The sequence below is a fragment of the Streptomyces sp. NPDC039736 genome, from assembly GCF_055596485.1.
Window position 1 is genome coordinate 120,055 of record NZ_JBVIUQ010000001.1, and the last position, 19,187, is coordinate 139,241.

General features: G+C 73.0%; 14 protein-coding genes and 1 riboswitch. Of the genes, 9 read left to right on the forward strand and 5 right to left on the reverse strand.

Annotated elements, in window-relative coordinates; all coding sequences use genetic code 11:
• The first annotated feature begins 75 nt into the window (after positions 1-75).
• The 4 genes from ACZ56L_RS00500 to ACZ56L_RS00515 all read left to right on the forward strand — a co-directional run bounded on the left by ACZ56L_RS00500 (position 76) and on the right by ACZ56L_RS00515 (position 4,296).
• The gene (locus tag ACZ56L_RS00500; protein ID WP_471059978.1) at positions 76-1,395 is read left to right on the forward strand and encodes a sensor histidine kinase; all 1,320 of its coding nucleotides are present in this window, start codon (positions 76-78) and stop codon (positions 1,393-1,395) included.
• A complete protein-coding gene (locus ACZ56L_RS00505; protein ID WP_471059981.1) occupies positions 1,392-2,111 on the forward strand; it encodes a response regulator in 720 nt (239 codons plus the stop codon). The genes ACZ56L_RS00500 and ACZ56L_RS00505 overlap by 4 nt, the downstream gene beginning before the upstream one ends.
• A gap of 131 nt (positions 2,112-2,242) precedes the next feature.
• A complete protein-coding gene (locus ACZ56L_RS00510; RefSeq protein WP_345219018.1) occupies positions 2,243-2,701 on the forward strand; it encodes a DUF485 domain-containing protein in 459 nt (152 codons plus the stop codon).
• Entirely contained in the window at positions 2,698-4,296 is a 1,599-nt protein-coding gene (locus tag ACZ56L_RS00515; RefSeq protein WP_345217419.1) for a solute symporter family protein, read from the forward strand. Before ACZ56L_RS00510 ends, ACZ56L_RS00515 begins: the two co-directional genes overlap by 4 nt.
• A gap of 8 nt (positions 4,297-4,304) precedes the next feature.
• Here ACZ56L_RS00515 and ACZ56L_RS00520 read toward each other — a convergent pair whose 3' ends face one another.
• From ACZ56L_RS00520 to ACZ56L_RS00530, 3 genes are all read right to left on the reverse strand, one after another.
• Entirely contained in the window at positions 4,305-5,891 is a 1,587-nt protein-coding gene (locus ACZ56L_RS00520) for a sensor histidine kinase (protein WP_471059986.1), read from the reverse strand.
• Positions 5,892-6,062: 171 nt separating this feature from the next.
• The gene (locus ACZ56L_RS00525) at positions 6,063-6,332 is read right to left on the reverse strand and encodes a hypothetical protein (RefSeq protein ID WP_345217423.1); all 270 of its coding nucleotides are present in this window, start codon (positions 6,330-6,332) and stop codon (positions 6,063-6,065) included.
• A gap of 268 nt (positions 6,333-6,600) precedes the next feature.
• Positions 6,601-7,074 carry a DUF6082 family protein gene (locus ACZ56L_RS00530; protein WP_345217425.1) on the reverse strand — a complete coding sequence of 158 codons (474 nt, stop codon included), beginning with the start codon at positions 7,072-7,074 and terminating at the stop codon, positions 6,601-6,603.
• Positions 7,075-7,396: 322 nt separating this feature from the next.
• Here ACZ56L_RS00530 and ACZ56L_RS00535 point away from each other — a divergent pair, with 322 nt between their 5' ends.
• A complete protein-coding gene (locus ACZ56L_RS00535) occupies positions 7,397-8,536 on the forward strand; it encodes a CobW family GTP-binding protein (protein ID WP_471059991.1) in 1,140 nt (379 codons plus the stop codon).
• A 106-nt stretch (positions 8,537-8,642) separates the two neighbouring features.
• On the opposite strand, the gene ACZ56L_RS00540 is transcribed toward ACZ56L_RS00535, so the two are convergent.
• Positions 8,643-11,096, reverse strand: a complete 2,454-nt coding sequence (locus ACZ56L_RS00540) for a DNA gyrase/topoisomerase IV subunit A (protein ID WP_471059994.1) — start codon at positions 11,094-11,096, stop codon at positions 8,643-8,645.
• Between the two features lie 300 nt (positions 11,097-11,396).
• Between ACZ56L_RS00540 and ACZ56L_RS00545 the strand changes: the two genes are divergently transcribed.
• The 3 genes from ACZ56L_RS00545 to ACZ56L_RS00555 all read left to right on the forward strand — a co-directional run bounded on the left by ACZ56L_RS00545 (position 11,397) and on the right by ACZ56L_RS00555 (position 15,423).
• Complete coding sequence (locus tag ACZ56L_RS00545) at positions 11,397-12,785, forward strand: M16 family metallopeptidase (RefSeq protein WP_345217432.1); 1,389 nt, start codon at positions 11,397-11,399, stop codon at positions 12,783-12,785.
• A 47-nt stretch (positions 12,786-12,832) separates the two neighbouring features.
• A complete protein-coding gene (locus ACZ56L_RS00550; protein ID WP_468683722.1) occupies positions 12,833-14,197 on the forward strand; it encodes a M16 family metallopeptidase in 1,365 nt (454 codons plus the stop codon).
• A 252-nt stretch (positions 14,198-14,449) separates the two neighbouring features.
• A riboswitch (cyclic di-AMP (ydaO/yuaA leader) is annotated at positions 14,450-14,617 on the forward strand.
• A 14-nt stretch (positions 14,618-14,631) separates the two neighbouring features.
• Positions 14,632-15,423 carry a M23 family metallopeptidase gene (locus ACZ56L_RS00555; protein WP_471059997.1) on the forward strand — a complete coding sequence of 264 codons (792 nt, stop codon included), beginning with the start codon at positions 14,632-14,634 and terminating at the stop codon, positions 15,421-15,423.
• Positions 15,424-15,641: 218 nt separating this feature from the next.
• On the opposite strand, the gene ACZ56L_RS00560 is transcribed toward ACZ56L_RS00555, so the two are convergent.
• A complete protein-coding gene (locus ACZ56L_RS00560) occupies positions 15,642-15,923 on the reverse strand; it encodes an HPr family phosphocarrier protein (RefSeq protein WP_345217436.1) in 282 nt (93 codons plus the stop codon).
• A 150-nt stretch (positions 15,924-16,073) separates the two neighbouring features.
• Between ACZ56L_RS00560 and ACZ56L_RS00565 the strand changes: the two genes are divergently transcribed.
• Positions 16,074-19,145, forward strand: coding sequence for a bifunctional acetate--CoA ligase family protein/GNAT family N-acetyltransferase (locus ACZ56L_RS00565; protein WP_471060000.1), 3,072 nt, complete (start codon positions 16,074-16,076; stop codon positions 19,143-19,145).
• Positions 19,146-19,187 lie beyond the last annotated feature (42 nt).

A 19,187-nucleotide genomic window follows, 5' to 3' on the forward strand; every position in this document is an offset into this window, starting at 1 on the left:
TCAACCCGTGGGTGGAGCCGAAAGCTCCACCCACGCTCCGATTCGCGGGGGCTTCCCGCTCCGTAACGTCGAAGCATGAACACGCAGACGGCAATGCCGGCGCAGTCGACGCGGTGGGGCGGCGGATTCACCGCCTGGCCCTCCCGGGAGGCCCTGACGCGCATCGGGGTGCCCCGGGTGCGGAGGGTCATCGACGTCGCCATGTGGCTCGGCATCGGCGCCTGGATCCTTCTGGAGGCGTACGCGGCGCGGGCCTTCGACGGTCTCGCCGTCGTGGTGCCGCCGCTCGCCCTGGTCGCGGTCACGGGGGCGGCCGAGCTGTACGACCGGCTGACCCTGCGGCACCGGCTGCTGCCCTCGCTGGCGGTGCTCGGGGCGGTCGCGCTCCTGGCCGGCGGAGCGTACGCGGTGGACGCGCAGGCGTCCGGGGCGATCCTGCTGGTGGTCTGCGTGGTGCAGGCCATGGTGCGGCTGCCGTTGGCGGCCGGCACACCGGTGGGCGCGGTGCTGGTGACCGGCATGTCGTGGCTGGGGGACGTCAGCCTGCGGGAGCAGTTGGTGGTCAGCTTCGGTGTCCTGGTCACCGGGTACATGCTGCGGCTGGACGCGCAGGCGCGGGGCTCCGGGTTCCTGCTGCTGGCGCAGGAGCGGGCGGCCCGGGCGGCGGAGGCGGAGAGCGCCGCGCTCGCCGAGCGGGCCCGGATCGCCCGGGAGATGCACGACGTCCTCGCGCACAGCCTCTCCGCGCAGGTGGTGCACCTGGAGGCGGCCCGCCTGCTGGTCGAGAGGGAGCCGCGGGGCCCGTTCCGGGACGGGCTGCTGGAACGGGTGGTCGCCGCCCGCAGGATGGCCCGCGAAGGGCTGGCGGAGACCCGGCAGGCGCTGTCGGCGCTGCGCGGGGACATGGCGCCCGTCGAGGACTACCTGCGGGAGATGGCGGCCATGGACCGGGCCGACGTCCAGGTGGCCGGCGCGCGGCGGGGGCTGCCCGCCGACGCCTCCCAGGCGCTGCGCAGGGTGACCCAGGAGGCCCTCACCAACGTGCGCAAGCACGCGCCGGGAGCGGCGGTACGGATCCTGCTGGCGTACGGGAGCGACGAGGTGACCCTGGAGATACGGGACTCGGGCCGCCGGGACGGACAGGCGGCGGGGCCGGGGCCGGGGGCGGCGGCGGGACCGGCGACCGGACCGGCCGGGGACGCCGGGTCCGTGACGACGGCACGGCCGACTGAGGCGACCGAGCCGCGGAACGCGGACATGCGAAGGGAGCTGGCCGCGACCGGAGGCGGGTACGGTCTGCTCGGAATGCGGGAACGGGCGGAACTGCTCGGGGGCACGCTGGAGGCGGGGCCCGAGGGGGAGGGATTCGTGGTGAGACTGCGGATGCCGGTATGAGCCGGGACGACGCCGAGGCGGGCACCGTCCGGGTGCTGGTCGTCGACGACCAGGCGATGGTGCGCGAGGGCATCGTCCTGCTGCTGGGGCTGCTGCCCGGCATCGAGGTGACCGGTTCGGCGGGGGACGGCGAGGAGGCCGTCGAACTGGTCGGCCGGCACGCGCCGGACGTGGTGCTGATGGACCTGCGGATGCCGCGCTGCGACGGCGTGGAGGCGACCCGGCGGATCCGGGCCGCGCACCCCGCGACCCAGGTGGTCGTGCTCACCACGTACGCCGACGACGACTGGTTGTTCCCCGCGCTGCGGGCCGGTGCGCGCGGGTACCTCACCAAGGACGCGGACGGCGAGGAGATCGTCCGGGCGGTGCGGGACGTGATGTCCGGGCAGGCCCGGCTCTCGCCCGAGGTGCAGCGCAGGCTTCTGGAGCGCGTCACCGCCCCCGAGCCCCTGGTGTACGGCGCGCCGGGCTCCGGGGACCTGCCCGACGGGCTCACCCCGCGCGAGGCCGAGGTGCTGGAGCTGATCGCCGAGGGGCTGACCAACGCGGAGATCGCCCGCCGGCTGCGGATCGGGTCCGCCACGGTGAAGACCCACATCAACAACCTCTTCGCGAAGACCGGCGTGCGCGACCGCGCACAGGCCGTCCGCTACGCCTACCGGCAAGGCCTCGCCAGGCCGCCGCGCACGGGTCCGCCGGGTGCGGACGTCACCTGATGGGGTGAAGAGAGGGCATTGCCGAACCGGGGGACTTGCTTGTCTGCCCATCCTGGGGCGCGCGGACCAGTCCGGCCGCGGACAAGGAGTGTTGTTCGGTGGACAAGCACGAAGGGCGCGACGCCGCGGCGATGCGGTTCGACGACCCGTGGTATGACGCCCTCGCCTCCGGCTGGGGGGAAACCGGCGGCCCGGGAGCCCGGCCGCCCGCGGTGCCGCAGCAGCCCACCGCGCCCGGGCCGGGCCCCGGCGCCGCCGAGATCTACCTGGAGGTGCAGCGCAGCCCCGCCTTCCAGGAAGTGCGCCGCCGCTACCGGCGGTTCGTCGTCCCCGCGACCCTCGCCTTCCTCGCCTGGTACGTCGCCTACGTCGTCGCCGCCACCGCCGCACCCGGCCTGATGGCCAGGCCGGTGGCCGGCGCGGTCAACGTCGCGCTGGTCGCGGGTCTTGGCCAGTTCCTCTCCACCTTCCTGCTGACCTGGGCGTACGCCCGGCACGCCAGGCTGCGCAGGGACCGGGCCGCGCTCGAACTGCGCTGGGACACCCAGGAACTGACCCGGCTGACCGAAGCCCGGGGAGCCGGCCGGTGAACCATGGCCACGAGACCCTGGCACTGCTGCTGTTCAGCGCCTTCGTCGCGACGACGCTCGCCATCACCACCTGGGTGAGCCGCCACCGGCAAGGCTCGGCGGAGGAGTTCTACGTCGGCGGACGCCTCTTCAGCCCCATGGAGAACGGTTTCGCCATCGCGGGCGACTACATGTCCGCCGCCTCCTTCCTCGGCATCTCCGGCCTCATCGCCCTCTACGGCTACGACGGGATGCTCTACTCCGTCGGATTCCTGGTGGCCTGGCTGGTGGTGCTGTTCCTGGTCGCCGAACTGGTGCGCAACTGCGGCCGGTTCACCCTCGCCGACGTCGTGGTCTCCCGGATGCGGGAGCGGCCCGTGCGGATCGCGGCGGGCACCTCCTCGGTCACCGTGTCCGTGCTGTACCTGGTGGCCCAGATGGTCGGCGCCGGCAGCCTCGTCGGGCTGCTGCTCGGCGGCAGCAGCGGGGCCGCGCAGACGTGGACGGTCGTCGGGGTCGGCGCGCTGATGGTCGTCTACGTGACGCTCGGCGGGATGCGGGCCACGACCTGGATCCAGATCGTCAAGGCCGTCCTGCTGATGGCGGGCGCGCTGGCGCTCACCGTGCTCGTCCTGGTGCGCTTCGGGGGCGACTTCAACCAGTTGCTGACCACCGCCGCCGCGCGCAGCGGGCACGGACTGGACTTCCTCGCGCCCGGCCTGCGCTACGGCGGGGACTGGACCGCGCGCCTCGACTTCATCAGCCTGGGGCTGGCCCTCGTGCTGGGCACGGCGGGGCTGCCGCACATCCTCTCCCGCTTCTACACCGTGCCCACCGCGCGGGCCGCGCGCCGTTCGGTGGTCTGGTCGATCGGGCTCATCGGCAGTTTCTACCTGATGACGATCGTCCTGGGCTTCGGCGCCGCGGCACTGCTCGGCACCGACAAGGTGCGGGCGTCCAACGCGGCCGGCAACACCGCGGTCCCACTGCTCGCCAACGTACTGGGCGGCGGTGAGGGTTCCGCTGGAGGAACGGTTCTGTTCGCGGTCGTCGCCGCCATCGCCTTCGCCACGATCCTCGCCGTCGTCGCCGGCATCACCCTGGCCTCCTCCGCCTCCGTCGCGCACGACCTGTACGCGTCGCTGCGCAGCCGCAGCAGGCGCGGCAAGCCGTACAGCGAGGTCGCGGTCGCCCGGGTGGCGGCGGGCGGGATCGGGGTGGTGGCCATCGGGCTGGGACTGCTGGCGAAGGACCTGAACGTGGCGTTCCTGGTCGGTCTCGCGTTCGCGGTGGCCGCGTCCGCGAACCTGCCGGTGCTGCTCTTCTCGCTGTTCTGGCGGGGGTTCACCACGCGCGGGGCGGTCTGGTCGGTGTACGGGGGGCTCGTGCCCGCGGTGCTGCTGGTGATCGTTTCACCGGTGGTCTCGGGCAGCCCGGAGTCGCTGTTCCCCGGTGCCGACCTCCAGTACTTCCCGTTGCAGAACCCGGGGCTGGTGTCGATTCCGCTGGGGTTCCTGGCGGGCTGGCTGGGGACGGTCACCTCGCGCGAGGAGCCGGACGCCGCGAAGCACGCGGAGACGGAGGTGCGGTCGCTGACGGGGGCGGGGGCGGTGTGAGGCGCGGCTCAGCCGGGCGCGGTCAGCGCCTCCGGGAGGACCACCGTGAACTCCGCGCCACCGCCCGGCGCCTGCGCCACCCGGGCGCTGCCGCCGTGCCGCTCGGCCAGACGCCGTACGAGAGCGAGACCGAGACCGCGCTTGCCGTGCGACGGGAGCGCCTTCGTCGTCCAGCCCTCGGTGAAGATCGACTCGCGTTCGGCGTCCGGCACCCCGGGGCCGCTGTCCGTCACCCGTAGCACCACTTCCCGGCCCCGTGCGTACAGCGCCACCTCCACGAAGGCCGCAGGCGAGCCGGCCGCCGCGTCCAGGGCGTTGTCCACCAGGTTGCCGACCACCGTGACCAGCCCGCGCGGGTCCACCAGGCGGTCCGGCAGCATCGTCTCGGCCGCCGGGCGCAGCACCACCGCCCGCTCGGCCGCGACCGTCGCCTTGCCGACCAGCAGAGCGGCGAGAAGCGGGTCGTGGACGCGGTCGGTGAACTCCTCCGCCGTCGCCCGGTGCACTCCCGCCACTTCCGTCACGAAGTCCATCGCCTCCTCGTGCATGCCGAGTTCGAGGAGACCCAGCAGGGTGTGCATCCGGTTGGCGTGCTCGTGGTCCTGGGCGCGCAGGGCGTCGATCAGGCCCCGGGTGGAGTCCAGCTCGCGGCCCAGTTGCTCCAGCTCGGTGCGGTCGCGCAGGGTGGCCACGGCCCCGCCGTCGTCGGTGGGCATGCGGTTGGCGACCAGCACCCTGGGACCTCGTACGGTCAACAGGTCCTCGCCCGACACCCGGCCCGCGAGCACGTCCGCGGTACGCCCCTGCCCCAGCACCTCGTCCAGCGGGCGGCCCGTGGCCTCGTCGCCGATGCCCAGCAGCCGCCGGGCCTCGTCGTTGACCAGCCGCACCCGGCCGGCCGGGTCGAGGGCCACGACCCCCTCCCGGATGCCGTGCAGCATGGCCTCGCGTTCCGCGAGCAGCGCCGCGATGTCGGAGAAGGCCAGGTCGTGCACCTGCCGCTGGAGCCTGCGCGAGATGAGGTACGCGGCCAGGGCCCCGACGGCGAGCGCCCCGCCCGCGTACGCGAGGAGCCCCGGGATCGCGGCGAGGAGCCGGGCGCGCACGCTGTCGTACTCGATGCCGACCGAGACCGCGCCGACGATGCGGTCGCGTGCGTCCCGCAGCGGGACCTTCCCGCGGGCGGACGGGCCGAGGGTGCCGCTGTCGATCTCCATGACCTCGCGCCCGGCCAGGGCGCCGCTGGGGTCGGTCGAGACGACCTGCCCGATCCGGGCGGTCGCGGTGTGCGACCAGCGGACCCCGCGCCGGTCCATGATCACCACGTACTCGGCTCCGGTCGCCCGCCTGATCCGCTCGGCCTCGGCCTGCACGGGCCCGCCGGGCGCGGCGGGGGAGTCGAGCAGCGTCCGCGCGACCTGCGGCGAAGCAGTGGTCTGCGCGATGGCCAGGGCCCGCCGCATCGCCTGGTCGTCGAGCTGGGCCCCGAGGGGCGCGAGGAAGAGCCCGGTGGCGAGGACGGTGATGCCGGTGGCCACCGCCAGTTGCAGCAGCAGGAACTGGGAGACGACGCGCTGGGGCCAGGTGATGCGCATGGACAGGAACGGTAGGGGACGTGCCGCCGGGACCGCGCCGGGCGTCCGCGGGAAGGGGCCACAGGGGAATGGGCCCTGCAACGCCGTGCAGGCGAAGGGGCCCATCTGGTCCTGGCTGCCGGACGGCGGCCGCGCGCCCGGCCGGCCCTGCTGCGAGCGGCCGGCCGGTGTCTACGCGTCGGGGATGTCGGCCTTCGCCCGGATCAGGGTCTCGCGGCTGATGACCACGATGCGTTCGTAGTCGGCACGTCCCGCGTCCGCCGGGAGCTCGTGGTCCAGGACTGCGGTCGACTCCGTCCCGATGACCGCGAAGTTCCCGTCGCTCAACTCGAAGATGTCGGGGCACGTCTGGCCCGTCGCACTGCCTCGTGCCTGGGGGGAAGCGCCGATCCTGCGGACGATCTGTAGGTTCTTCAACGGGAGTCCACTGTTCCAGTTCATGTGTGGCTTGCACGCACCTTGTGCGCACTCAAGGGCGGAGGTGCATGCGCGCGATCTGTGGTGTGCGTGCAGGCCGGGGCCTCTGCGCACGTAATGTACCGGACGTGAGATAGATCACCCGCGTGCACTCCGGGGCGCGCGGGGCGGCACGGCCTCGTGAGCCGCTTTTCTCCCCTCGGACCTCCTCCGGCACACACCGGCGCGTGCAGGGGCGCATGGGCGCACGACGGTCATGCGTGACGGGATCCGGCGCTGTGAAGCGGCCTTCTCACGCGATCCACCACTGATCGCCCTCGTCGCTGGCCCGGGCGACGATCTCGTCCACCAGCCTGCCCATGGCCGCTTCCGCCGAGTCCGAAGGCAGGCTGGCCCGGTGGTGACCGGTGGCGTCCCAGTACTCCCGGAAGACCTTGCTCTGGCAGGTGATTCTGAGATGGCCGAGCGCTTCTTCGAGGCTCATCGTGCCGACGCGACAGTCGTGCAGGATGTTGCCGTAGAGGGCGTTGGCGAAGAGGAACTGCCGTTGCCGGTCTGCGGGCACTTCCTCCTCGTAGGTGTCCAGCACAGCGGCGAGCTGTGGATCGGCCATCGCTTTGCACTGGAGCTGGAGCTGCAGTTGCCGCTGGGCGGTCAGTGCGATGCGCCGGTGGATCCGCTGTTGCTGGATGAGCATGGCGGTGAAGGCAGTCGTCCCCAGGACGAGCCCCACCACGACCCCCCGCTGCTGTCCGTGCTTAGCCATCCCAACCCCCGAAAATCACAGGCGACCGCACTGAGCACCGGGTGGGCGGACGTGGAGTACGGGCCGGCCGGCGGTCGTTGACTGCGTGTCCCGCCTCCAGAGTGCCGAGCGGTTCCGGTCGGCGGAAGGCGGAGCAGAGGCGCACGGAGTCAGAGACGTGCGAAGACGTGTCGTGGCAACGTGCGCCCTACTCGCATATGTGCCCGTTGGGTGCCACCGACAACCGTTCACCGCCTGCCGCGTCCGAAAAGGGGCGGCCCCCGATTTCGGGAGCGGCCGGAGTGCGGCAGCCGCGACAGCCGGTGCGTTTACGATCGGGACCATGTCCAGGCCACACATCCCCGTCGTCGTCCTCGCCGGATTTCTGGGATCGGGGAAGACGACCCTGCTCAATCATCTGCTCAAGCGGAGTCGTGGTACCCGGATCGGGGCGATCGTCAATGACTTCGGGGCGATCGAGATCGACGCGATGGCCGTGGCGGGACAGTTGGGGGACTCGACGGTTTCGCTCGGGGACGGGTGTCTGTGCTGTGCGGTGGACGCGAGTGAGCTCGATGCGTACCTGGCGAAGCTGACGGATCCGGCGGCCGGGATGGACGTCATCGTCATCGAGGCCAGCGGGCTGGCGGAGCCCCAGGAGCTGGTGCGGATGCTGCTGGCCAGTGAGAACCCGTATGCCGTGTACGGGGGGCTCGTGGAGGTCGTGGACGCGGCCGAGTTCGGGGCGACCAGGCTGCGGCATCCGGAGATCGTGCGGCATGCGGCCGTCGCTGACCTGGTCGTGCTCAACAAGACCGACCGGGTGGGCGAGGAGGAGCTCGCCGCGCTGCGCGAGGAACTGGCCGGCCTCGGGAGCGGTGCGGTGATCTGCTCCGCGTACGGGCGGATCGATCCGGAGGTGCTCTTCGACCGGCGGACCGCCGCGCAGCACCAGGAGGACGGCTGGCAGCTGAGCTTCGAGGACCTGCGGGCCGAGGCCGAGGGCGACGGCGGTGAGGAGGGGCCGTGCTCCGGGCACGCCGGGCGCGGCGAGTGCCCCGCTTGCTCCGGGCATCTGCATGCCGCGTACGAGAGCGTGGAGTTCGTGTCGGACGTCCCCATGGACCCGGGGCGGCTCATGGCCTTCCTCGACGCGCGGCCCGAGGGGCTGTACCGGATCAAGGGATACGTCGACTTCGGTGCCGCCGACGCGCGCAACCGGTACGCGGTGCACGCGGTGGGGCGGTTCCTGCGGTTCCGTCCGGAGCCCTGGGGAGCGCAGGAGGAACGGCTCACGCAGCTCGTGCTGATCGGGACGGGCACGGACGGCCGGGCGCTGCGGGAGCGGCTCGCCGGGTGCGTGGGGGAGCCGGACGCCCGGGACGTGCCACCGGGCGAGGACACTCCCGCCGAGCGCGCCATGTGGGGCGTCCTGCGTTACGTACAGACGGCGGAGACGGAGGGGCCGCCCCCCGAGGAGTGATCTCCCCGGGGGGACGGCCCGTCCGCGAGGAGTGATCCTCCCGGAGGCGGCCCGCCCGCGAGGAGTGATCTCCCCGGCAAACGGCCCGCCCCGTGCGGCGGAGCCCCTACACCGCCCCCGCCAGAGCCGCCACCGGCTTCGGCAGCGGAGTGCCCGAGCCGTCGCGACGCGGGTCGAGCTCCGGCAGCTCGGCCGGGGTGCCGTTCTTCTGGGCGGCCCGGGCCGGGGCCGCGCCCGCCCACGCCAGCAGCAGGGCGTCCTCCCCGCGCAGGAAGCGCTGGCAGCGGACGCCGCCCGTGGCGCGGCCCTTGCGCGGGTACTGGTCGAACGGGGTGAGCTTGGCGGAGGACTCCGCGTCGCCCATGAGAGTGCCCTTCGAACCGGCGACGGTGAAGACCACCGCGTCGGCCGCCGGGTCGACGGCCGTGAAGGAGATGACCTTGGCGCCCGCGGCCAGCTTGATGCCTGCCATGCCGCCGGCCGGGCGGCCCTGCGGGCGCACCTGCGAGGCCTGGTAGCGCAGGAGCTGGGCGTCGTCGGTGATGAAGACCAGATCCTCCTCGCCCGTGCGCAGCTCCCGCCCGCCGACGATGCGGTCGCCGTCCTTGAGCGTGATGACCTCCAGCTCGTCCTTGTGGGCGGGGTAGTCGGGGACGACCCGCTTCACGACGCCCTGTTCCGTGCCGATCGCGAGGCCGGGGGAGGACTCGTCCAGGGTGGTCAGGCAGATCAGGGTCTCGTCGCCCTCCAGGGAGAGGAACTCCGCGACCGGGGCCCCGCCCGAGAGGTTGGGCGCGGACGCCGTGCCGGGGAGCTGGGGGAGGTCGATCACGGCCAGTCGCAGCAGCCGGCCCGCCGAGGTCACCGCGCCGACGGTGCCGCGCGCCGTCGCGGGGACGGCCGAGACGATCACGTCGTGCTTGGTGCGGCGCGCGTCGTCCAGGGCGAGGGGCTCGCCGTTGGGCGTACGGGCCAGGAGACCGGTGGAGGAGAGCAGGACGCGGCAGGGGTCGTCCGGGACCTCCAGCGGCACCGTGGCGACGGCCGAGGCGCCCGACTCCAGCAGGACCGTACGGCGCTCGGTGCCGAACTTCTTGGCGACCGCGGCCAGTTCCGCCGAGACCAGCTTGCGCAGCTCCGCGTCGGACTCCAGGATTCCGGTCAGTTCGTCGATCTCGCCGTTGAGGCGGTCGCGCTCCGACTCCAGCTCGATCCGGTCGAACTTGGTCAGACGGCGCAGCGGGGTGTCCAGGATGTACTGGGTCTGGATCTCGGAGAGCCCGAAGCGCTCGATCAGGCACTCCTTGGCCTGCGCGGAGTTCTCGCTGGAGCGGATGAGGCGGATGACCTCGTCGATGTCGATGAGCGCGACGAGCAGGCCCTCGACCAGGTGCAGCCGGTCCCGGCGCTTGGTGCGGCGGAACTCGCTGCGCCGGCGGACCACCTCGAAGCGGTGGTCCAGGTAGACCTCCAGCAGCTCCTTGAGGCCCAGCGTGAGCGGCTGGCCGTCGACCAGGGCGACGTTGTTGATGCCGAAGGACTCCTCCATCGGCGTCAGCTTGTAGAGCTGTTCGAGGACGGCCTCCGGGACGAAGCCGTTCTTGATCTCGATGACCAGGCGCAGGCCGTGCGAGCGGTCGGTGAGGTCCTTGACGTCCGCGATGCCCTGGATCTTCTTCGCCCCGACCAGGTCCTTGATCTTGGCGATGACCTTCTCCGGGCCGACCGTGAAGGGCAGTTCGGTGACGACCAGGCCCTTGCGGCGGGCCGTCACGTTCTCCACGGCGGCCGTGGCGCGGATCTTGAAGGTGCCGCGGCCCTTCTCGTACGCGTCCTTGATGCCCGTGAGACCGACGATCCGGCCGCCGGTCGGCAGGTCGGGCCCGGGCACGAAGCGCATCAGCGTCTCCAGGTCGGCGCCCGGGTGCTTGATCAGGTGGCGGGCCGCGGCCACGACCTCGCCCAGGTTGTGCGGCGGCATGTTGGTGGCCATGCCGACCGCGATGCCGGTGGTGCCGTTGACCAGCAGGTTCGGATATGCGGCCGGCAGCGCGACGGGCTCGCGCTCCTTGCCGTCGTAGTTCGGGCTGAAGTCGACCGTGTCCTCGTCGATCGACTCCGTCATCAGCGACGTCGCGTCGGCCATCCTGCACTCGGTGTACCGCATCGCGGCCGGCGGGTCGTCGTTGCCCAGCGAGCCGAAGTTGCCGTGCCCGTCGACCAGCGGCAGCCGCATGGAGAACGGCTGCGCCATGCGCACCAGCGCGTCGTAGATGGACGCGTCGCCGTGCGGGTGCAGCTTTCCCATCACCTCGCCGACCACGCGGGCGCACTTCACGTACCCCCGGTCGGGGCGCAGGCCCATCTCGTTCATCTGGTAGACGATGCGGCGGTGCACGGGCTTGAGGCCGTCCCGCGCGTCCGGCAGGGCGCGCGAGTAGATCACCGAGTAGGCGTACTCGAGGAAGGAGCCCTGCATCTCGTCGACGACGTCGACGTCGAGGATCTTCTCCTCGAACGCCTCGTCAGGCTGCGGGGTCTTCGTGCTGCGGCGGGCCATCGCGGCTGCGGCTCCTTCTCACTGTTCAACGGTCGGTGGCTGGACTGATCGTGCGGACACGGGGGTTCCTGACGCGGACCATTGTGGACCGCCGCACTGACAACGCCGACCTCGACCCGTCCGTAGCGGTCGTGGAGCCGTCCGGGACGCGCGCCGTCGGCGGGGGAACAGCGCGTCGAAAAGACGGGAACGAAGAGTCGGGGATCCGGGAACTTCGCGGACTGTCACTGCGCTTGCATACAGTGGCAGGACTTAACAGCAGGACTTGTCTCATACGCGATCGAAGGGACGTACATGCCCATGGGTCACACGGCCACAGCGCAGGCCGGCTCCGGCGGCCTGACAGCGACCGAGCACCGGCTTGCGAACGGTCTGAGGGTGATCCTCTCCGAGGACCACCTGACCCCGGTCGCCGCGGTCTGCCTCTGGTACGACGTCGGCTCGCGCCACGAGGTCAAGGGCCGCACCGGCCTGGCGCACCTCTTCGAGCACCTCATGTTCCAGGGCTCCGCCCAGGTCAAGGGCAACGGACACTTCGAGCTGGTGCAGGGCGCCGGCGGCTCGCTCAACGGCACCACGAGCTTCGAGCGCACCAACTACTTCGAGACCATGCCCGCGCACCAGCTGGAGCTGGCGCTGTGGCTGGAAGCCGACCGGATGGGCTCGCTGCTCACCGCGCTCGACGACGAGTCCATGGAGAACCAGCGCGACGTCGTCAAGAACGAGCGCCGCCAGCGGTACGACAACGTGCCCTACGGCACCGCGTTCGAGAAGCTCACCGCCCTGATGTACCCCGAGGGCCACCCCTACCACCACACCCCGATCGGCTCCATGGCCGACCTGGACGCGGCCACGCTCGAAGACGCCCGCGCCTTCTTCCGCACGTACTACGCGCCCAACAACGCGGTGCTGTCGATCGTCGGCGACATCGACCCCGAGCAGACGCTCGCCTGGGTGGAGAAGTACTTCGGCTCGATCCCCTCGCACGACGGCAAGCAGCCGCCCCGCGACGGCTCGCTGCCCGACGTCATCGGCGGCGAGCTGCGCGAGGTCGTCGAGGAGGAGGTCCCGGCGCGCGCGCTGATGGCCGCCTACCGGCTGCCCAGCGACGGCACCCGCGAGGCGGACGCCGCCGACCTGGCGCTCACCGTCCTCGGCGGCGGCGAGTCCTCCCGGCTGCACAACCGTCTCGTACGGCGCGACCAGACGGCCGTCGCCGCGGGCTTCGGCCTGCTGCGCCTGGCCGGGGCCCCCTCGCTGGGCTGGCTGGACGTCAAGACCTCCGGCGGTGTGGAGGTCCCGGCCATCGAGGCCGCCGTCGACGAGGAGCTCGCCCGGTTCGCCGCGGAGGGCCCCACGGCCGAGGAGATGGAGCGCGCCCAGGCCCAGTTGGAGCGCGAGTGGCTGGACCGGCTGGGCACGGTCGCCGGCCGCGCCGACGAACTGTGCCGGTACGCCGTCCTGTTCGGCGACCCGCAGCTCGCCCTGAGCGCCGTCGGGCGCGTCCTGGAGGTCACCGCCGAGGAGGTCCAGGCCGTGGCCAAGGCCCGGCTGCGCCCGGACAACCGCGCGGTCCTGGTGTACGAACCGACGGCCGCCTCCGACGATGCAGCCGCGGACGCAGTCGCAGCCGCGGACGTGCGGGAAGGCGCGCAGGAGAACGACGAGCAGGAAGGGGCGGACCAGTGACGGAGACCGCAGCCACCACCGGCGGGAGCGCGGCCGTGACCAGCGCGATGCAGTTCCACCCGCAGCCGCAGCCCGGGCCCGCCACCCCGTGGGCCTTCCCCGCCCCCGAGCGCGGCGCGCTGCCCAACGGCCTGACCGTGCTGCGCTGCGACCGCCCCGGCCAGAAGCTGGTGGCCGTCGAGGTCTTCCTCGCCGCGCCCCTGGAGGCCGAGCCGAAGGGCCTGGACGGCGTCGCCACGATCATGTCGCGCGCCTTCACCGAGGGCACCGACAAGCACTCCGCCGAGGAGTTCGCCGCCGAGCTGGAGCGCTGCGGCGCCACCCTCGACGCGTTCGCCGACCACCCGGGCGTGCGGGTCTCCCTCGAAGTCCCGGTCTCCCGGCTGCCCAAGGCGCTCGGACTGCTCGCCGACGCCCTGCGCGCACCGGCGTTCGCGGACGGCGAGATCGAGCGTCTCGTACGCAACCGGCTCGACGAGCTCCCGCACGAGGCGGCCAACCCGTCCCGTCGGGCCGCCAAGCAGCTCTCCCACGAGCTGTTCCCGGCGGACCTGCGCATGTCGCGCCCCCGCCAGGGTACCGAGGAGACGGTCAAGAACATCGACTCCGCGGCCGTGCGCGCCTTCTACGAGGCGCACGTCCGCCCGGCCACCGCCACGGCGGTCGTCGTCGGCGACCTCACCGGCATCGACCTGGACGCGGTCCTGGCCGAGACCCTGGGCGCTTGGACGGGCGACACGGCGGCCGCGCGCCCCGTTCCGGCGATCACCGCCGACGACACGGGCCGCGTGGTCGTCGTGGACCGCCCCGGCGCGGTCCAGACGCAGCTCCTGATCGGCCGCATCGGCGCCGACCGGCACGACCGCGTCTGGCCCGCCCAGGTGCTCGGCACGTACTGCCTCGGCGGCACCCTCACCTCCCGCCTGGACCGCGTCCTGCGCGAGGAGAAGGGCTACACCTACGGCGTGCGCGCCTTCGGCCAGGTGCTGCGCTCCGCCGAGGACGGCACGGGCGCCGCCATGCTGGCCATCAGCGGCTCCGTGGACACCGAGTCGACCGGGCCCGCCCTGGAGGACCTGTGGAAGGTCCTGCGGACGCTCGCGGCCGAGGGACTCACCGACGCCGAGCGCGACGTCGCCGTGCAGAACCTGGTCGGGGTCGCCCCGCTCAAGTACGAGACGGCCTCGGCGGTCGCGGGCACGCTGGCCGACCAGGTCGAGCAGCACCTGCCCGACGACTTCCAGGCCCAGCTGTACGCGCGGCTGGCCGCGACCGGCACCGTGGAGGCCACCGCCGCGGTGGTGAACGCCTTCCCGGTGGACAGGCTGGTCACGGTCCTGGTCGGCGACGCGTCCCGGATCGTGGAGCCGGTGCGCGCGTTGGACATCGGCGAGGTCACGGTCGTGAGCTGACCGGCCCGCCGACCGGTTCACCGGCCGCTTGACCGATCAAAGGTCATCCGGGCGGCCGGTGGAAAGCAGGACGAAAAGGACCCCGACGGCTTCCCGGTCGTCGGGGTCCTCCCGTATGCCCGATTTGTTGCGGAGGTTGCCTGTCTGCCGTGTGGGCTCCTTCACAAAAGCGGCCGTGTGTTTGGAGATTGAAAGAAGTGCCGCTTAGCGTCGACCCGGCTGCCCGTCAGAGTGCGCCGCAACCGCGGCACCGGGCAGTCATCGCCGAGTCCCCGTCAGGCGCGAGCCTGGGGAGCCGGGGACCCACTTGAGTCCCTGGGGTGAATCGGACGCCATCGCCCGCACGGGCGGGTGGGGTCCGTAGGAGACCTTCCTGCTCCGAACCCGTCAGCTAACCCGGTAGGCGAGAAGGAAGGAAAGGAAACAGCCACTCCATGGCGTTCACCCGTGCCGCCGGGAAGCACCGGCGTCCCTCCGTGCTGTCGCGCAAGAGCGCCAACATCGCCGGAGTCGCCGCACTCACCACGACCGGTGTCATCGGAACCCTGGCCCCGCAGGCCTTCGCCGCCGAGCAGGACCTGGCCGCGGAGGACACCGGCACCATCCGCGCCGTCGCCCTGGACCACTCCGCCGAGGTCGTGGCCGAGCGGATCGAGGAGCAGGCCCAGGCGCAGCAGAAGGTGCTGGACGAGGCCGAGGCCGCCCGCAAGGCGGAGGCCGAGCGCAAGGCCGAGGCCAAGCGCAAGGCCGAGGCGAGGGCCAAGAAGGAGCGCGAGGACCGCGAGCGCGCCGCCCGCGAGGCCGAGCGCAAGCGCCTCAACACCTTCCGGCTGCCGGTGGCCGGTTCGTACGTCTCCACCAGCTACAAGTCCGGCGGCGCCCTGTGGTCCTCCGGCAGCCACTCCGGCGTCGACTTCCACGCCGCCTCCGGCACCTCCGTGGTCGCCGTCGGCGCCGGCACGGTCGTCGAGGCCGGCTGGGGCGGCGCGTACGGCAACAACATCGTGATCAGGATGAACGACGGCTCGTACACCCAGTACGGCCACCTCTCCTCGATCGGCGTCTCGGTCGGCCAGAGCGTCGGCTCCGGCGACCAGATAGGCCTGGCCGGCTCGACCGGCAACTCCACCGGCCCGCACCTGCACTTCGAGGCCCGCACCTCGCCCGAGTACGGCTCGGACATCGACCCCGTCGCGTACCTGCGCGCGCACGGCGTCAGCGTCTGACCGCGAACTCCACAAGGAAGGGCCCCGGCTCCCCATGAGCCGGGGCCCTTTCGCGTTCCACCGGACGCCGCGGCCCGCTCCGGTCCCGCCGGACGCCGCGGCCCGCTCCCGGAATTCCCGGGAACGGCACGAGCCGCGGCCCCCGGAATCCGGGATGCCGCGGCTCGTGCGCGGGAATTTCGCCCGTACGGGCGCGGCCTCACGTGGCCGCGGGGGTCTCAGACGGTCTCGGGGAGCTCGTCCAGGCCCTCGGCGACCAGCTTCGCGAGACGGTCCAGGGCGGCGTCCGCGCCCTCGGCCTCGGACGCCAGCACGATCTCCTCGCCGCCCTGCGCGCCCAGGCCCAGCAGCGCCAGCATCGACGCGGCGTTGACCGGGGTGCCGCCCGCCTTGGCGATGGTGACGGGGACGCCGGTGGCCGTGACGGCGCGGACGAAGATGGAGGCGGGGCGGGCGTGCAGGCCCTCGGCCCAGCCGACGGTGACGCGGCGCTCAACCATGGTGTTGCCCTTCATGTGCTTATTGGTTGTCTAGACCAGTCTCTCATGTGGTGCGGGCTGCTCTGCCCGGCGAAAGTCCCGGGGAGGACCGGCCGAACAGGACCAGACTGCCCCGCCCTCCGGACCCCCGCGAGTCGTAGGCTGCACACCATGGCCAAGGCTGCGGACGATGCGGATCAGGTGGGCGGGGCGCCGGAGCGGGCGCGTTCCGACCAGTCGGAGCACGCGTACCCCGACCACTGGGAGGCGGACGTCGTACTGCGCGACGGCGGAACGGCGCGCATCCGGCCCATCACCACCCAGGACGCCGACCGGCTGGTCAGCTTCTACGAACAGGTCTCGGACGAGTCGAAGTACTACCGCTTCTTCGCGCCCTACCCCCGGCTGTCCGCCAAGGACGTCCACCGTTTCACCCACCACGACTACGTCGACCGGGTGGGCCTGGCCGTCACCGTGGGCGGCGAGTTCATCGCCACCGTCCGCTACGACCGCATCGACGCCGACGGCCTGCCCGCCTCGGGGCCCGACGCCGACCAGGCCGAGGTCGCCTTCCTGGTCCAGGACGCCCACCAGGGCCGGGGGGTCGCCTCCGCCGTCCTCGAACACATCGGGGCCGTGGCCCGTGAGCGCGGCATCCGGCGCTTCGTCGCCGAGGTGCTGCCCGCCAACACCAAGATGATCAAGGTCTTCACGGACGCCGGCTACCAGCAGAAGCGCTCCTTCGAGGACGGCGTCGTCCACCTCGAATTCGACCTGGAGCCCACCGACCGCTCCCTGGCCGTGCAGCGCGCCCGCGAGCACCGCGCCGAGGCCCGGTCCGTGCAGCGGCTCCTCGCACCCGGCTCCGTCGTGGTCGTCGGCGCGGGCCGCTCCCCGCGCTCCGTGGGCCGCACGGTGCTGCGCAACCTCGTCGGGGCGGGCTTCACGGGCCGTGCGTACGCGGTCAACGCCGCCCTGCCGGAGGAGATCACGGAGCTCGAAGGCGTCCCCGCGTACCGCTCCGTCGCCGGGATCGGCGCCCCGGTGGACCTCGCGGTCCTCGTCGTACCGGCGGAGAAGGTTCCGCAAGCGGTCGCCGACTGCGGCGAGAGCGGGGTGCAGGGGCTGGTCGTCCTGGCCGCCGGATACGCCGAGAGCGGGGCCGAGGGGCGGGAGCGGCAGCGGGAACTGGTGCGGCAGGCCCGTTCGTACGGAATGCGCATCATCGGCCCCAACGCCTTCGGCATCATCAACACCTCCGACGCCGTACGTCTGAACGCCTCCCTCGCGCCCCGCTCGCCCGACCGGGGACGGATCGGCCTGTTCGCCCAGTCCGGGGCGATCGGCATCGCGCTGCTGTCCGGGCTGCACCGGCGCGGGGCGGGCGTCTCCGCCTTCATCTCGGCGGGCAACCGCGCCGACGTCTCCGGCAACGACTTCCTCCAGTACTGCCACGAGGACCCCGACACCGACGCCGTCCTGCTCTACCTCGAATCCATCGGGAACCCGCGCAAGTTCACCCGTCTGGCCCGCCGTACGGCAGCCACCAAGCCGGTCGTCGTGGTCAAGGGGGCGCGTCACAGCGGGAGTACGCCACCCGGGCACGCGGTACCGGTGGCGCGCATTCCGGACGCCACGGTCTCGGCGCTCTTCCGCCAGGCGGGCGTCGTACGGGTCGACACCGTCACCGAACTCGTCGACGCGGGCCTGATGCTGACCGGCCAGCCCCTGCCGCGCGGCCCGCGCACCGCCATCCTCGGCAACTCCGAGTCCCTCGGGCTCCTGACGTACGACGCCTGCCTCGCGGAAGGGCTGCGTCCGCTCGCTCCGCACGACCTGACCACCGGCGCCACCCCGGCCGACTTCCGCGAGGCCCTGGCCGCCGCCCTCGCGGACCCGGGCTGCGACGCGGTCGTCGTCACGGCCATCCCCTGGGTGGGGGAGGGCGGAACCACGGAGTCCGGCGACGGCGAGGTCCTGGCCGCGGCCCTGCACGAGGCGGCGGCCACGGCACCGGCCAAACCGGTCGCGGTGGTCCACGTGGAAATGGGCGAACTCGCCGAGGCCCTCGCGGCGGCGACGAGCACGGCCCCGGGCAGGAGCGGAGCGGGCGCGCGCCCCGGGCCGCCTCCCGCCCCGGGGGAGCCGGCCCCCGCACCGGTCCGGCCGACGGGCGCACCGGCCGCGGACACCGGTGCGGGCCCGAACCCGGGCCACCCGGCCCCCGGCTCGCCCTCCTCCCCGGCTCTTGGCGCACCCTCCTCCCCGGCCGGGACCTCGCCCACCACCACCGCCGGAACCCCGGCACCCAACCCCCCGGCCCCGGTCCCCGCGGCCGCCCCCGTTCCGCCGCCCGGCTGGACCCCCGTGCCCCGGCGCATTCCCGCCTATCCCGCCGCGGAGCGCGCCGTGCGGGCCCTCGCCGAGGCCGTGCGGTACGCCCAGTGGCGGCGTGACGCGGCCGAGCCCGGCAAGGTGCCCGAGTACGACGACATCGACGAGGCCGGAGCCGGCACCCGGATCGACGCCCTGCTCGCCGCCGACGGCGACCCGCGCGGCCTGCCCCTCCGGCCCGACGCCGCCCGGGAGTTGCTCGGGCGCTACGGCATCCGGGTGCGCGAGGCCCTGCCCGCGCCCGACCCCGGTGCGGCCGTGGCGGCGGCGGAGCGGCTCGGCTACCCCGTCGCCCTCAAGACCACCGCCCCGCACCTGCGCCACCGCCCCGACCTCGGCGGCGTACGGCTCGACCTGGCGGACGAGGACGACCTGCGACGGGCGTACGCGGAGCTGACCGACGCCCTCGGCAAGCCCGCCGAGCTGCTGCCGGTCGTGCAGGCCATGGCCCCGCGCGGCGTGGACACCGTGGTGCGGGCCGCCATCGACCCGGCGGTCGGCGCGGTGCTCTCCTTCGGCCTCGCCGGAGCCGCGTCCGAGTTGCTCGGCGACACCGCCCACCGGCTCGTCCCCGTCACCGACCGCGATGCCGCCGAGCTGATCCGGTCCATCAGGACCGCACCGCTCCTCTTCGGCTGGCGGGGCTCCGCGCCCGTGGACACCGCGGCCCTGGAGGAACTGCTGCTGCGTCTGTCGCGGCTGGTCGACGACCACCCCGAGGTGGTCGGCGTCGGCCTCGAACCCGTGGTCGTGGCCCCGGACGGACTCTCCGTGCTGGGCGCGACCGTGCGACTGGCTCCTCCGGCGGTACGGGACGACCTCGGCCCGCGCCGCCTCCCGAGCTACTGAGCCCCACCGGACCCCCGGGTCCCGCCCCGGCGCAAGGGACAT

Excerpts from the sequence above, each read along its gene's own strand:
- ACZ56L_RS00540 (WP_471059994.1), bottom strand. The coding sequence starts at position 11,096 with ATGGCCCGCCGCAGCACGAAGACCCCGCAGCCTGACGAGGCGTTCGAG.
- ACZ56L_RS00510 (WP_345219018.1), top strand. The coding sequence starts at position 2,243 with ATGCGGTTCGACGACCCGTGGTATGACGCCCTCGCCTCCGGCTGGGGG.
- ACZ56L_RS00535 (WP_471059991.1), top strand. The coding sequence starts at position 7,397 with ATGTCCAGGCCACACATCCCCGTCGTCGTCCTCGCCGGATTTCTGGGA.
- ACZ56L_RS00530 (WP_345217425.1), bottom strand. The coding sequence starts at position 7,074 with ATGGCTAAGCACGGACAGCAGCGGGGGGTCGTGGTGGGGCTCGTCCTG.
- ACZ56L_RS00525 (WP_345217423.1), bottom strand. The coding sequence starts at position 6,332 with ATGAACTGGAACAGTGGACTCCCGTTGAAGAACCTACAGATCGTCCGC.
- ACZ56L_RS00560 (WP_345217436.1), bottom strand. The coding sequence starts at position 15,923 with ATGGTTGAGCGCCGCGTCACCGTCGGCTGGGCCGAGGGCCTGCACGCC.
- ACZ56L_RS00505 (WP_471059981.1), top strand. The coding sequence starts at position 1,392 with ATGAGCCGGGACGACGCCGAGGCGGGCACCGTCCGGGTGCTGGTCGTC.
- ACZ56L_RS00565 (WP_471060000.1), top strand. The coding sequence starts at position 16,074 with ATGGCCAAGGCTGCGGACGATGCGGATCAGGTGGGCGGGGCGCCGGAG.
- ACZ56L_RS00550 (WP_468683722.1), top strand. The coding sequence starts at position 12,833 with ATGCAGTTCCACCCGCAGCCGCAGCCCGGGCCCGCCACCCCGTGGGCC.
- ACZ56L_RS00555 (WP_471059997.1), top strand. The coding sequence starts at position 14,632 with ATGGCGTTCACCCGTGCCGCCGGGAAGCACCGGCGTCCCTCCGTGCTG.
- ACZ56L_RS00545 (WP_345217432.1), top strand. The coding sequence starts at position 11,397 with ATGGGTCACACGGCCACAGCGCAGGCCGGCTCCGGCGGCCTGACAGCG.
- ACZ56L_RS00500 (WP_471059978.1), top strand. The coding sequence starts at position 76 with ATGAACACGCAGACGGCAATGCCGGCGCAGTCGACGCGGTGGGGCGGC.
- ACZ56L_RS00520 (WP_471059986.1), bottom strand. The coding sequence starts at position 5,891 with ATGCGCATCACCTGGCCCCAGCGCGTCGTCTCCCAGTTCCTGCTGCTG.